Raw genomic sequence first — 12299 nt, 5'->3', positions numbered from 1 at the left:
ACGAATGGTTAATCCCGCACCTGCGGTTCGGATCTTTCGTACAGCAAGTCCCACACGCCGTGCCCCAGCTTCCGGCCGCGGGTTTCGAAATGGGTCTGCGGGCGCCAGTCGGGGCGGGCGACGTGGCCGCGCGCGCCTGCGACGTTGGTCAGGCCCGGCGTGGCATCGAGCACATCCCACATCTGTTCGGCGTAGTCCCGCCAGTCGGTGGCAAGGTGCAAACGGCCACCCATCGCCAGCTTGCGCAGCAGCAGTGCGGCAAAACCGGGATTGACCAGACGCCGCTTGTGGTGGCGCTTCTTGTGCCAGGGGTCGGGGAAATAGATGCGGATTTCGTCGAAAGCAGCGTCGGCGATCTCGTTTTCCAGCACCTCGACCGCGTCGTGCCGATAGATGCGCGCATTGCGTACATCGGCGGCCGCCAGCGCGTTGAGCAGGCGGCCGACGCCGGGGGCGTGGACTTCAATCCCGACATGGTCGCGTCCGGAGTCGCGCAAGGCGGAATGCAGCAGCGCCTCGCCGTTGCCGAAACCGATTTCGAGGATTCGCGGCGCACGACGGCCGAATGCGGCATCGAAATCGCGGGGCGTTCCGGCGTAGTCGAGGCCGAAGCGCGGCCAGAGCTGGTCGAACGCCCGCTGCTGGGCCGGGCTGAAGCGTCCCTGGCGCAGCACGAAGCTGCGGATTCGGCGTGCTTCATGGGTGTCGATCGGCGTGGCAGTGACGCCACGATTGAAGGGGGGGGCGATGCGGGAGGTCAACGGAAGGGTTCCACGAAAAATTCCAGGCGCACCTGCCCCGCAGCGCGACCGGGAGACGGCCGGTTCGGTCTGGAACCGTTCGATCCGAGTGGAGGCGAACAATAAATGTTGTGATTTCGTGAAATCATCGCGTACCATGCGCTTGCGTATGCCTCATGCGCCGGCAGGAACCGGCCACCGGGGCGTGCATTACCGAGCATTCCACCCGCCATGTCGAGGATACCCATGAAAACCGCTTTCCGCAGGACCCTGCTGTGCGTCGCGCTTGCGCTTGTCGCGTCGCCCGCGTTTGCCCAGAGCGAGGAATCCACGCCGCCATCGCCCTTCAGCCAGACCGTGTTCTTCGGCGACAGCCTGACCGACGCCGGTTACTTCCGCCCCCTACTGGTCCAGATGCTGGGGCCGAACGGCGCGGTCATCGGCCAGTTCACCAACAACCCGGGCTACGTCTGGTCGCAGTACATGGCCGACTACTTCCACAGCAACGCCAGCACCGCGTGGCACGGCACCGGGGCGCCGCCGCCGGGGCCCTACACGGCACTGGATAATGGCAACAACTGGGCAGCGGGCGGCGCGCGGGTGTCCACCGACGTGGTCGGCACCCTAGGCTACATTCCCTCCCTGCAGAGCCAGTATGCGGCCTACCTTGCCACCGGGCACACGGTGGATCCGAATGCCCTGTACACCGTCTGGGGCGGCGCCAATGACGTCTTCGCCGCGATCGGCGCCTACCAGGTGGCCTATGCCACCACCTTGGGCGGCGGCGGCACCGCGGCGCAGGCCGATGCGGCCGGCCAGGCGGCTGCAGGCGCCATCATCATGCCGGCCGTGACCGCGCAGATCGGGCTGGTCGGCGCGCTCAAGACCGCCGGCGCCCAGTACGTGATGGTGCCGACCCTTCCCGACATGGGCCTGACGCCGTCTGCGGCGGCCGGCGGTGCTCCCGGCGTTGCGCTGGCGCATGGCCTGTCCACCGGCTACAACAACGCGCTGTTCGGCGGCCTTGCCGGTGCCGGGCTGCACATCATCCCGGTCGATACCTACCACTTCCTGCAGGAAGTGGTGGCCAATCCCGCCGAATTCGGCCTGACCAACGTCACTGGCAAGGCCTGCCTGACCCAGCCGCCGCCGGCCGGCGATTCCTCGCTGTTCTGCAGCCCGGCGTCCATGATTCCGGGCAGCGCCGACACCTACCTGTTCGCCGACGGCGTGCATCCGACCCAGATCGCCCACAGGACGCTGGCGGATCTGGCGGTTTCGATGGTCGACGGCCCGCGCCAGATCGCGGTGCTGCCGCATTCGGCGGCCACGGTGGGCTATGCCCGCGCCCGCGAGGTCGGCAGCGTGATCACCGGCTTCAACGGCAAGCAGCAGGACGGCATGAGCTGGTGGGCGAACCTGCGCGGCGACCAGCAGCGCTTCGAGGATTCGATCGGCTTCGACGGAAACGGGCTCACCGGTTCGGTCGGGATCGGCTGGCGCAGCGGCCTGCTGTCCTACGGCCTGTTCGGCGGCTACGGCCAGCAGAACATCGACTTCGGCTTCCGTCGTGGCCGCTTCCACCAGAAGGATGCCAGCCTCGGCGGCTTCGTCGGCTGGGGCGGCGACAGCGGTTTGTGGGCCAACGCGCAGCTCAGCTACACGTGGCTGGATTACCGCGTGCGCCGCGACGTCAAGCTCGGCAACGCGGTGCGCAGCTACGACGGCTCGCCCAACGGCGACAACCTGAGTGTCGGCGGTGGCATCGGCTGGAATTTCCGCCACGGCCCGTGGCAGCACGGCCCGGTCCTGAACGTGCTGTGGCAGAACATCAAGGTCGATGGCTATGCCGAAAACAGCACCCAGTCGACGGCGCTGACCTATCCGGACCAGCGCTTCCATTCGACGATCGCCAGCGCCGGCTGGCAGGGCAGCTATGCGATCAACGACCATCTGGTGCCTTACGCCAGCGTCACCTGGAACCGCGAGTTCAAGGATCAGCCGGCGCAGGTCTGGGCTTCGGCGAATTCGATGCCCGGCTCGCTGCCGTATGCGGTTCCGGGGCTGGAGTTCGACCAGAGCTACGGCATGCTGATGTTCGGCGTCCGCACCAAGCTGCTGGGTCTGGATGTCACCACCGGCACCAGCCTGACCTTCAACCAGCGCGGCGGCGGCGACGCCAGCACCTTCATCAACCTCAGCGGGTCGTTCTAAGGCAACGCTGAAAAAGTCAGCGTTGCCCGCGGCACATGGACGTGCCCTAAGGCGCTTTGCATCGCGCCGGGGTGCCGGCATACACTGGCGACCTCGCGGGTGTAGTTCAATGGTAGAACTGCAGCTTCCCAAGCTGCTAGCGTGGGTTCGATTCCCATCACCCGCTCCAGTTCCTGCGAAACTCGGGCGGCATCCTTCCCGGATGCCGCCTTTTTCGTTCGCGTTTTGCGTTGGAGTGAATTGAACACGCCGTCGAGGTTGCCATGAAGCTCGCCATCCTCTCCCGCAACGCCAAGCTCTATTCCACCCGTCGGCTGGTCGAAGCGGCGCGCGAGCGCGGCCACAGCGCCCGCGTGCTCGACCCGCTGCGCTGCTACATGCGGATCGGCAGTGACGGCTTCACGATGCGCTACAAGGGCAAGTCGGCGGCCGGCTATGCGGCGGTCGTCCCGCGCATCGGCGCGTCGATCACCCGCTACGGCTGCGCGGTGGTGCGACAGTTCGAACTGATGGGCAGCTACAGCCCCAGCGGCGCCACCGCGATCGCGCGGGCGCGCGACAAGCTGCGCTGCCATCAGGTGCTTGCGGCCGAAGGCATCGGCCTGCCGACCACCGTCTTCGGCGACAATCCGGACGACACCAATGACCTGCTGGCGATGCTCGGCCCGCCGCCGCACGTCATCAAGCTCAACGAGGGCACCCAGGGCGCGGGGGTGATGGCGACCGAGAAACCTTCGGCTTCGCGTGCGGCGATCGAGACCCTGCGCGGGCTGTACGCGAATTTCCTCGTGCAGGAGTTCATTGCCGAGGCCCGCGGCGCCGATCTGCGTTGTTTCGTGGTCGGCGGGCGGGTGGTGGCGGCGATGCGACGGCAGGCCCCGAGCGGCGATTTCCGATCCAACCTGCATCGCGGCGGTAGCGCCAAGGCGGTGCGACCGACCAGGGCCGAGGTCGCCACGGCGGTGAAGGCGGCGCAAATCCTCGAACTGGGCGTGGCCGGCGTGGACATGATCCGCAGCGCACGCGGACCGTTGGTGCTGGAGGTCAATGCCTCGCCAGGGTTGGAAGGCATCGAGACCTCGACCGGGATCGATGTCGCCGGCGCGGTGGTCGAGTTCGTCGTGAACGAGACCCTGGCCCGTGCGGCAAGGCCCCACCGTAATCCTGCGGTGATCTAGGGCAACACGGATCGTATCGGCAACCGCCGTGATCCCGGCCCCGGACGGGCTGAGATCGACGGCGTTCACCCGGGCTTCCGCCGGCGCGGGCGCGGCTGTGCCAGAATCAGGACAAGGCGCAGCAGGCCGCACGGTGCGGCTTCGCGTTCCAACGCTGGTGGAAGGACGACATGCGCATCCTGGTCATCGAAGACAATACCGACATCGCCGCCAACCTGGGCGATTTTCTCGAAGAATGCGGCCATACCGTCGATTTCGCGGCCGACGGCGTCACCGGCCTGCACCTGGCCGTGGTGCACGATTTCGACGCGATCGTGCTGGATCTGAACCTGCCCGGCATGGATGGACTCGAGGTCTGCCGCAAACTGCGCAGCGAGGCGCGCAAGCAGACCCCGGTGCTGATGCTCACCGCCCGCGACAGCCTCGACAACAAGCTGGCCGGGTTCGAGTCCGGCGCCGACGACTACCTGATCAAGCCGTTTGCGCTGCAGGAGGTCAACGTCCGCTTGAACGCGTTGGCGCGGCGCGGGCGTGGACTGCCGGCGCGGGTGCTGAACGTCGGCGACCTCGAATTCAACCTCGACACCCTGGAAGTGCGGCGCGAGGGCAAGCTGATCCAGCTCAACCCGACCGCGCTCAAGATCCTGCAGGCGCTGATGGAAGCTTCGCCGGCGGTCGTTACCCGGCAGGACCTGGAAAGCCGGGTCTGGGGCGAGGAATTGCCGGATTCCGATTCGCTGCGGGTTCATATCCACGGCTTGCGCTCGGTGGTGGACAAGCCGTTCGCCCATCCGATGATCCAGACCCGGCACGGCATCGGTTACCGGATTGCGCCGGCCGGAAGCGATTGACCGGGGATGAGCGAGCCCGATTCGACAAAGGCGCCACGCCGCAGGCAGTCACGCTACCGGCGCCGGCTACGCAGCCGCATCATCCTGTCCTACCTGTTGCTCGGCTTCGGCTTGACGCTGGCGCTGGCGTTCACCACCAACTGGGCGCGCGCGCGGGTCGAGAATCAGCTGGTCGAAGACCTGATGAACCGCAACCTCGACGAATCGTGGAAGCGTTTCGAGCAGAGCGGCGGACGCGAGCCGGTGGTTCCGGTGCAGCAGCTGCGTGCGTTCTTCTACACGCCGGACAAATTCGACGACCTGCGCCTGCACCGCCCGGAGTGGTACGCATTCAGCGACGGCATCCACAACGTCACCGCGGTCGAGGACGACGGCAGCAAGTCCTACTACAAGCTGGGCGTGCGCAAGACCCCCCAGGCCTGGTTCTTTCTCGCCTACGACATGTCGGAGTCGGCGCGCGGCGAGAAGCAGTTCAACAACGCGCTGATCGGCGTGGTCGTGGTATTCACCGGACTGTCGCTGTTGGTCGGCTGGTGGGCGGCGTCTCGGGTGATGAGCCCGGTGTCGGATCTGGCGCAGCGGCTGCGGCGTTCCGGCACCAGCTCCGACCCGGAGCCGCTGGCCCCGCATTTCCCGCAGGACGAAGTCGGTGAGCTGGCCAAGGCGCTGGACGACTATGCGGCGCGTCTGACCGAAGTGGTCCAGCGCGACCGCGAATTCAACGCCGACGTCAGCCACGAGCTGCGCACGCCGCTGGCGGTGATCCGCGGCGCGGTCGAGCTGATGCTGGCGCGGACCGACGTCGACGAGCGCGCCCGTACCCGCCTGCTGCGGATCCAGCGCGCCGAACAGCAGTGCACCGACCTGATCGGCGCGCTGCTGCTGCTGTCGCGCAACGAGCGCGCGCAGGGTGAATGCGACGTGGTCAAGGTGGCCCAGCAGCAGTTGGAAAGCCATCGCGCCCAGCTCGGCGGCAAGCCGGTCGAACTGCGCCTGGAAGGCGAGGCCGGAGTGGTTCTCGACGTGCCGGATTCCGCCCTGGCGGTGGCGCTGGGCAATCTGATCGGCAATGCGGTGAAATACACGCCCAGCGGCGAGGTGGTGGTGCGCGTGGGACGCAACGCGGTTGAAGTGATCGATTCGGGCCCGGGCCTGAGCGCCCAGGACGCCGCCAACCTCTTCACCCGTGGCTACCGTGGCAGCCATGCCGGCCACTCGCAGGGCGGCGGTATCGGTCTGTCGATCGTGCGCCGGCTGTGCGCGCTGTACGGCTGGGACGTGCAGGTGCGGCCGGGCGTGGAGAAAGGCGTGGTCGCAACGCTGCGGTTCGGTTGAAGGTCAGATCGGTTCCAGCCAGCCGTACTTGTCGGGCGTCTTGCCGTCGAACAATCCGAAGAACAGTTCCTGCAGCCGCCGCGTCAGCGGACCGGCCTTGCCGGCGCCGACCTGACGCGAGTCCACCGAACGGATCGGGGTGATTTCGGCGGCGGTGCCGCACATGAAGATTTCGTCGGCCAGATACAGATACTCGCGCGGCATGTCGCGTTCGACGACGGTGATGCCGGCGTCGCGCGCCAGCGTCATCAGCGAATGGCGGGTGATGCCGTTGAGCAGCGCGGCGCTGACCGGGGTGGTGTGCAGCGCACCGTCGAAGACGAGGAACAGGTTCTCGCCCGCGCCCTCGCTAAGCAGGCCGGTGGAGGCCAGCGCGATGCCCTCGCCGAAGCCCAGCCGCCGCGCCTCGCGCGCGATCAGGGTGCCGGACAGATAGTTGCCGCCGGCCTTGGCACCGGAGGGGATGGTATTGGGCGCGAAGCGCTGCCAGCTCGACACGCAGGCGTCGATGCCGTTTTCCAGCACGCCCTCGCCGAGGTACTTGCCCATTTTCCAGCTGGCCACCGCGACATCGACCGGGGTCGCGGCCGACAGCCCGAAACCGCCAAGGCTGCGGTACGCGACCGGCCGGATGTAGTCGGTGGTGTTGCCGTTGGCCTGGACGACTTCACGGCAGGCGGCGTTGATGGCGTCGAGATCGTACGGAATGTCGATTTCGTGGATCCTGGCCGAGGTGAACAGGCGCTTGTTGTGGTCGGTCAGGCGAAAGATCGCCGGACCGCTGGCGGTCTGGTAGCAGCGAATGCCCTCGAACACCGACGAGCCGTAGTGCAGCGCGTGCGCCATGACGTGGACGGTGGCTTCGGCCCAGGGCTTGATCGTGCCGTTGTGCCAGATCTTCTGCGGGTATTCCGTCGCCATCGTCTCGCCCTCGCTGCAATGCCAAGGCGCCATTGTGCCGCAATGCGGCGGTGGCCGTGGCGGGACGATGCCGTCCTAGCTGCGGATCCACCAGCAGCCCATGCGTTTGACCACCCCGAAACTGGCCTGTGAAGGCGTGTGCCCATCGGTGAGCACTTGCTCGACCCGCAGTCCGACCACGCGGCGTGAAGGCGGGCTGGATGGGGCGGGGAGGGCGTTCGGGTCTGGCACGGTTCCGGGAACCGCGGCTGTGCCGGGCACTGGCGTGGCGGCGGGCGCAACGTCTTCGCTGGAGTAGACCGGCACGAGATCCACGAAGGTGCGGGTGGCGATGCGGTCGAAATAGTCCATCAGACGTTCGGCCGCGGACGTGGGCATCCCGGTCCAGTCGTACAGGCTGGCGATCCGGTTGGCATCCCCGGACTGGATGGCGCTTTCCAGTCCGTAGGCGAGGTCGCGCACGTTGCGTGCGCACATGCTGCGCAACACGCTGCCGCCGGAGCCGCCGTCGGCGGGCGAGGCGGGCGCAAGCGCGGACGTGGCGCCGAGGTCGGCGCAGGTCCGGTCGGTATAGACGATGTTGCCATTGGCCGCCACGCAGCGACGCACCTGCGTCTGCGCTGGCGGCGCACGCGCCAACCCGAGGAACAGCAGTGGCAGAAGAAAAGCGGCACGACGCATTGGCGCAGGGTACCCGCACCGGCGAAAACGCGGAAGACTCGGGGCGATGGCGTTCAGGCCAGCCGCTGCAGGACCGACTGGATCGGCCGCGCCAGGTTCAGGGTGTAGAAATGCAACCCCGGCGCACCGCCATCGATCAGCCGGCGGCACAGCTGCGCGACCACGTCGGCGGCCAGTTCGCGCACGCTGTCCACGTCGTCGCCGAAGGCGCGCATGCGCTGCGCCACCCAGCGCGGAATTTCGGCGCCGCAGGCCTCGGAGAAGCGACGCAGCTGGCTGAAATTGGCGATCGGCATGATGCCGGGCACGATCGGCACTTCAACGCCAAGCCGGCGCGCGTCCTCGACGAACCGGAAATAAGCGTCCGGGTTGTAGAAGTACTGGGTGATCGCGCCGTCCGCGCCGGCCTCGATCTTGGCCTTGAAGTGGCGCAGGTCGACGTGGGCGTCGTCGGCCTGCGGATGGGTTTCCGGATAGGCCGCGACCTCGATCTTGAAGTGGTCGCCGTGCTCCTCGCGGATCAGCTTCACCAACTCGCTGGCGTAGCGCAGATCGCCGCTGCGCGCCATGCCGGAGGGCAGGTCGCCGCGCAGTGCGATGATGCGATCGCAGCCCAGTGCGCGGTACAGCTTGAGCAGGCTGCGGATCTCTTCGCGGCTGCCACCGATGCAGGTGAGGTGCGGCACGCCCGCCACGCCGTGGTCGCTGCGCAGGCGCTGCACGGTCTCCGGGGTATGGCTCAGGGTCGAGCCGCCGGCGCCGAAGGTGACCGACATGAACTGCGGCCGGTGGGACTTGAGCTTGCGCACGGTGCGGTCCATCTGGGCGCGCTGGTCGTCGGTCTTGGGCGGGTAGAACTCGAAGGAGAGCGGCAGCATGCGAAAGATCACGGCTAGGGAGCAGGGATAATATCGCATCATTCGCATGAAGCGATAAATGACGAATGCGCCGCGCCTGCGGCGGCGAGCGACGTCGCCGTCGCCCGCGGATTGCCGTCGCGCGAAGCGTCAGTAGCGGTAATGCCCCGGCTTGTAAGGCCCGTCCACCGGCACCCCGAGGTAGTCGGCCTGCGCTTGCGTCAGCTTGGTCAGCTTCACCCCGATCTTTTCCAGATGCAGGCGCGCCACTTCTTCGTCCAGCAGCTTGGGCAGGATGTAAACCTTGGCTTCATACGCATCCTTGTTGGCCCACAGGTCGATCTGCGCCAGCGTCTGGTTGGAGAACGAGTTCGACATCACGAAGCTGGGATGGCCGGTGGCGCAGCCCAGGTTCACCAGCCGGCCGTCGGCCAGCAGGAACAGGCTGTTGCCGCCGGGCAGGGTGTATTTGTCCACCTGCGGCTTGATGTTGACGTGGACGATGCCCGGCAGTGCCTTCAGCGCATCGACCTGGATCTCGTTGTCGAAGTGGCCGATGTTGCAGACGATGGCCTGATCCTTCATCGCCTGCATGTGCTCGACGCGGATGATGTCGCGGTTGCCGGTGGTGGTGACGTAGATGTCGGCGGTGCCCAGGGTATCTTCGACCGTCTTCACCTCGAAGCCTTCCATCGCCGCCTGCAGCGCGCAGATCGGATCGATCTCGGTGACCACCACGCGGCAGCCGTAGGCGCGCAGGCTGTGGGCGCAGCCCTTGCCGACGTCGCCGTAGCCGCACACCACCGCGACCTTGCCGGCCAGCATCACGTCCATCGCGCGCTTCAGGCCGTCGGCCAGCGACTCGCGGCAGCCGTAGAGGTTGTCGAACTTGGACTTGGTCACCGAGTCGTTGACGTTGATCGCCGGCACCAGCAGCTTGCCGGCTTCGGCCAGCTGGTAAAGGCGATGCACGCCGGTGGTGGTTTCCTCGGAGACGCCCTTCCAGTCGGCCACCACGCGGTGCCACCAGCCCGGGCGCTCGGACGCCACGCGCTTGAGCAGGTCCTTGATCACCTGCTCCTCGTGGTTGCCCGAGGGCGAATCGACCCAGTCGCTGCCGTTTTCCAGCTCGTAGCCCTTGTGGATCAGCAGGGTGACATCGCCGCCGTCGTCGACCACCAGCTGCGGGCCCAGGAAGCCGCCCTTGCCGTCGGGGAAGGACAGCGCGTCGAGCGTGCAGTTCCAGTACTCCTTCAGCGTCTCGCCCTTCCACGCGAACACCGGGGTGCCGGTGGCGGCAATCGCGGCGGCGGCGTGATCCTGGGTGCTGAAGATGTTGCACGAGGCCCAGCGCACGTCGGCGCCGATGTCCTTCAGCGTCTCGATCAGCACGGCGGTCTGGATGGTCATGTGCAGGCTGCCGGTCACCCGCACGCCCTTTAGCGGGGTGGTGGCGGCGTACTTGCGGCGGATCGACATCAGGCCCGGCATCTCGTGCTCGGCGATGTCCAGTTCCTTGCGGCCCCAGTCGGCCAGCGAGATGTCGGCGACCTTGTAGTCGCCCTCGGTCGAGAAGGTCCTGGCAACAGCGTTCATGGTGAAACTCCGTGAGTGCGGTGGATGCGGTCACGGGCGCCGTTGTTGGACATCGCCGAGCCTGGTGGTCGGCGGGGTTGGACCCGGCCTCCATCGCAGCGCCCCTCGGCGGACGCGCATTGTAGCGTGCCGCGGGCGCATGGTTGGATCGGGCGGCTGGCTTGACAGTTATAGTTAGGAGTCCTAACATAATCTTCATGCAGGAAATCGAACGCCAACGGGAACAGGTCGCCGCGGGGCTGGAGCAGCTGGCCCGGCTGATGCAGGCGCAGGCCTGGCGCGGCGAGGCCGGGCGGCCGATGCCGCCGGTGCAGGCCAGCGTACTGAAGCTGCTGGCCGGTGCCGGGCCGGGCCTGCGCGCCGCGCGCCTGGCCGAGCGGCTCGGGGTCACCGCGGCCAGCCTCAGCGACACGTTGAAGACGATGGAAGCCCATGGGTGGGTGCAGCGCCGGCCGGATCCGGAGGATGGACGCGCGCTGTTGCTCCAGCTCAGCCGCAAGGGCCGCGCGCAGGCCGCGCTGAAGCTGCAGCCGGATCAGGGCATGGCGGGGCTGCTGCAGGCGCTGGACGAAGCCGACCTCGCCGCGCTGCTGCGCAGCACCCAGCTGCTGGTCGCGGAAGCGCAGCGGCAGGGCTTGGCGACCGGCCTGCGCACCTGCATCGGCTGCCGGTTCTTCCAACCCTTCGCCAGCAATGACGCCGCGCGGCCGCATCTGTGCGGCTTCACCGGCCAGCCGTTCGGCGATCTGGAGCTGCGCAACGACTGCACCGAGCATGCGCCGGCCGATGCTGAGGACTTCGCCGTGAACCGGGAACGGTTCCGGCAACGGATTCCGCATATCGCGGAATGAAAGAGGGCGGCACCCGATTGCAGTCGGATGCCGCCCGGTTCCCCTACCCACCCGTGACGAGCAAGCAAGAGGAGCGAAAATTATGCGCCAGAAAGCCGTTTTCTATCACGCCGGTTGCCCGGTCTGCGTCGAAGCCGAACAGGGCCTTGCCCACGCGCTGGATCCGCAGCGTTACGAAGTCGAGATCGTCCACCTCGGCGAGCAGCGCGCACGTCTGGACGAAGCGGAGGCCGCCGGCATCCGTTCGGTGCCGGCGCTGGTCATCGGCGGCGTGCCGATGCACGTCAACTTCGGCGCCTCGCTGGCCGATCTGCGCTGAGGAGACGACGATGACCCTGCATCCCATCGCCGCGGCGCTGCTGCTGGCTGCTGTACCTGCCGCGGCCCACGACGGCGGCATCGCCACGCCTGCTAGCACCGCGGTGGCAGCCGATTTCGATATCGTCCATACCCGCATCAGCACCAGCGGAAATGTCGCCACATTCCACATGGCGGTGTCCGGAAAGGCCGGCCGGACCCGTCCGTCCGCCTCCGGCAAGCTGGCTGGAAGTCAGGTGTTTTCGTATGTCTGGCCGACCACCATCGATCCTTGGGAAGTTGGTTTCGAACGCAAGGCCGGCATCCTGGCGCTGGCGGTGACGGCGCATCCGGACTTCGATGACACGCCGCTGTTCGATGAAAACGGCGATGGCCGCCGTGACAACGACGGCGACCTCTGGCACAGCCACTGGGTCGTGCTGCAGCCGAACCCGGCCTGCGGCAAGGACGCACTGGCGGTGGTGGACATCCCGGAGGGTGCGAAGCCGCGCCTGCCCCGAACTTGGCCGGGATTGCCGCTGCTGCTCGACAGCCCCGGCTGGAGCCCGACGCTGGAGGCCGGAACGGTGGAGGTGAAAGTCCCCTTCGACGACATCGGGGTGGTCACGGCGGGAGGTTTCGATGGGGTGACTGCCGGCCTGCGCGTCAATGCCAGCGTGCATGCGCCGCTGCTTTGCGTGGCGGATGTGTTCAAGGTGGCCTCCGGCAACCTCAGCCTGCCGGGCAAACCCAACCGCTGAGTAACCGGCCCGCGCCG

Annotated in this window: 12 protein-coding genes, 1 tRNA gene and 1 riboswitch; of the genes, 8 read left to right on the top strand and 5 right to left on the bottom strand. The window is 67.3% G+C overall.

Annotated features, from left to right (window positions below; all coding sequences use genetic code 11):
* Positions 1–8: 8 nt before the first annotated feature.
* Positions 9–749: a tRNA (guanosine(46)-N7)-methyltransferase TrmB gene (trmB, locus tag Q0X16_RS02170; RefSeq protein ID WP_297830270.1), complete on the bottom strand. Its 741-nt coding sequence runs from the start codon at positions 747–749 to the stop codon at positions 9–11.
* A gap of 237 nt (positions 750–986) precedes the next feature.
* Between trmB and Q0X16_RS02165 the strand changes: the two genes are divergently transcribed.
* The 5 genes from Q0X16_RS02165 (at position 987) to Q0X16_RS02145 (ending at position 6318) form a co-directional block, all read left to right on the top strand.
* A complete protein-coding gene (locus tag Q0X16_RS02165; RefSeq protein ID WP_297830152.1) occupies positions 987–2954 on the top strand; it encodes an autotransporter domain-containing protein in 1968 nt (655 codons plus the stop codon).
* A 95-nt stretch (positions 2955–3049) separates the two neighbouring features.
* A tRNA-Gly gene (locus Q0X16_RS02160) sits at positions 3050–3123 on the top strand.
* A gap of 94 nt (positions 3124–3217) precedes the next feature.
* Positions 3218–4132, top strand: coding sequence for a 30S ribosomal protein S6--L-glutamate ligase (gene rimK / locus Q0X16_RS02155; protein ID WP_297830150.1), 915 nt, complete (start codon positions 3218–3220; stop codon positions 4130–4132).
* Positions 4133–4302: 170 nt separating this feature from the next.
* A complete protein-coding gene (locus Q0X16_RS02150; protein ID WP_297830148.1) occupies positions 4303–4983 on the top strand; it encodes a response regulator transcription factor in 681 nt (226 codons plus the stop codon).
* Between the two features lie 6 nt (positions 4984–4989).
* Positions 4990–6318, top strand: a complete 1329-nt coding sequence (locus Q0X16_RS02145; RefSeq protein WP_297830146.1) for a HAMP domain-containing sensor histidine kinase — start codon at positions 4990–4992, stop codon at positions 6316–6318.
* Between the two features lie 3 nt (positions 6319–6321).
* Here Q0X16_RS02145 and Q0X16_RS02140 read toward each other — a convergent pair whose 3' ends face one another.
* From Q0X16_RS02140 to ahcY, 4 genes are all read right to left on the bottom strand, one after another.
* The gene (locus Q0X16_RS02140) at positions 6322–7239 is read right to left on the bottom strand and encodes a branched-chain amino acid transaminase (RefSeq protein ID WP_297830144.1); all 918 of its coding nucleotides are present in this window, start codon (positions 7237–7239) and stop codon (positions 6322–6324) included.
* A 75-nt stretch (positions 7240–7314) separates the two neighbouring features.
* On the bottom strand, positions 7315–7920 hold the full coding sequence (locus Q0X16_RS02135) for a hypothetical protein (protein WP_297830142.1): 606 nt from the start codon (positions 7918–7920) through the stop codon (positions 7315–7317).
* Between the two features lie 53 nt (positions 7921–7973).
* Positions 7974–8798 (bottom strand): methylenetetrahydrofolate reductase [NAD(P)H], encoded by an 825-nt coding sequence (gene metF / locus Q0X16_RS02130; RefSeq protein ID WP_297830141.1) that lies wholly within the window; start codon positions 8796–8798, stop codon positions 7974–7976.
* A 129-nt stretch (positions 8799–8927) separates the two neighbouring features.
* Positions 8928–10373, bottom strand: a complete 1446-nt coding sequence (gene ahcY / locus Q0X16_RS02125; protein ID WP_297830139.1) for an adenosylhomocysteinase — start codon at positions 10371–10373, stop codon at positions 8928–8930.
* A 27-nt stretch (positions 10374–10400) separates the two neighbouring features.
* A riboswitch (S-adenosyl-L-homocysteine riboswitch) is annotated at positions 10401–10486 on the bottom strand.
* Positions 10487–10570: 84 nt separating this feature from the next.
* Here ahcY and Q0X16_RS02120 point away from each other — a divergent pair.
* From Q0X16_RS02120 to Q0X16_RS02110, 3 genes are all read left to right on the top strand, one after another.
* Complete coding sequence (locus Q0X16_RS02120) at positions 10571–11224, top strand: MarR family transcriptional regulator (RefSeq protein ID WP_297830137.1); 654 nt, start codon at positions 10571–10573, stop codon at positions 11222–11224.
* Positions 11225–11306: 82 nt separating this feature from the next.
* Entirely contained in the window at positions 11307–11543 is a 237-nt protein-coding gene (locus Q0X16_RS02115; RefSeq protein ID WP_297830135.1) for a hypothetical protein, read from the top strand.
* A 10-nt stretch (positions 11544–11553) separates the two neighbouring features.
* Complete coding sequence (locus Q0X16_RS02110) at positions 11554–12282, top strand: hypothetical protein (protein ID WP_297830133.1); 729 nt, start codon at positions 11554–11556, stop codon at positions 12280–12282.
* The last annotated feature ends 17 nt before the right edge of the window (positions 12283–12299 follow it).

Origin of the sequence: Thermomonas sp. (genome assembly GCF_025993755.1) — a bacterium.
GTDB lineage: Bacteria > Pseudomonadota > Gammaproteobacteria > Xanthomonadales > Xanthomonadaceae > Thermomonas.
Note: the sequence above shows the minus strand (reverse complement) of the source record. Positions and strands in the feature narration are given on the sequence as shown.

Coding starts and splice junctions, on each gene's coding strand:
- Q0X16_RS02165 (WP_297830152.1), top strand. CDS start 987: ATGAAAACCGCTTTCCGCAGGACCCTGCTGTGCGTCGCGCTTGCGCTT.
- rimK (WP_297830150.1), top strand. CDS start 3,218: ATGAAGCTCGCCATCCTCTCCCGCAACGCCAAGCTCTATTCCACCCGT.
- Q0X16_RS02150 (WP_297830148.1), top strand. CDS start 4,303: ATGCGCATCCTGGTCATCGAAGACAATACCGACATCGCCGCCAACCTG.
- Q0X16_RS02145 (WP_297830146.1), top strand. CDS start 4,990: ATGAGCGAGCCCGATTCGACAAAGGCGCCACGCCGCAGGCAGTCACGC.
- Q0X16_RS02140 (WP_297830144.1), bottom strand. CDS start 7,239: ATGGCGACGGAATACCCGCAGAAGATCTGGCACAACGGCACGATCAAG.
- Q0X16_RS02135 (WP_297830142.1), bottom strand. CDS start 7,920: ATGCGTCGTGCCGCTTTTCTTCTGCCACTGCTGTTCCTCGGGTTGGCG.
- metF (WP_297830141.1), bottom strand. CDS start 8,798: ATGCTGCCGCTCTCCTTCGAGTTCTACCCGCCCAAGACCGACGACCAG.
- ahcY (WP_297830139.1), bottom strand. CDS start 10,373: ATGAACGCTGTTGCCAGGACCTTCTCGACCGAGGGCGACTACAAGGTC.
- Q0X16_RS02120 (WP_297830137.1), top strand. CDS start 10,571: ATGCAGGAAATCGAACGCCAACGGGAACAGGTCGCCGCGGGGCTGGAG.
- Q0X16_RS02115 (WP_297830135.1), top strand. CDS start 11,307: ATGCGCCAGAAAGCCGTTTTCTATCACGCCGGTTGCCCGGTCTGCGTC.
- Q0X16_RS02110 (WP_297830133.1), top strand. CDS start 11,554: ATGACCCTGCATCCCATCGCCGCGGCGCTGCTGCTGGCTGCTGTACCT.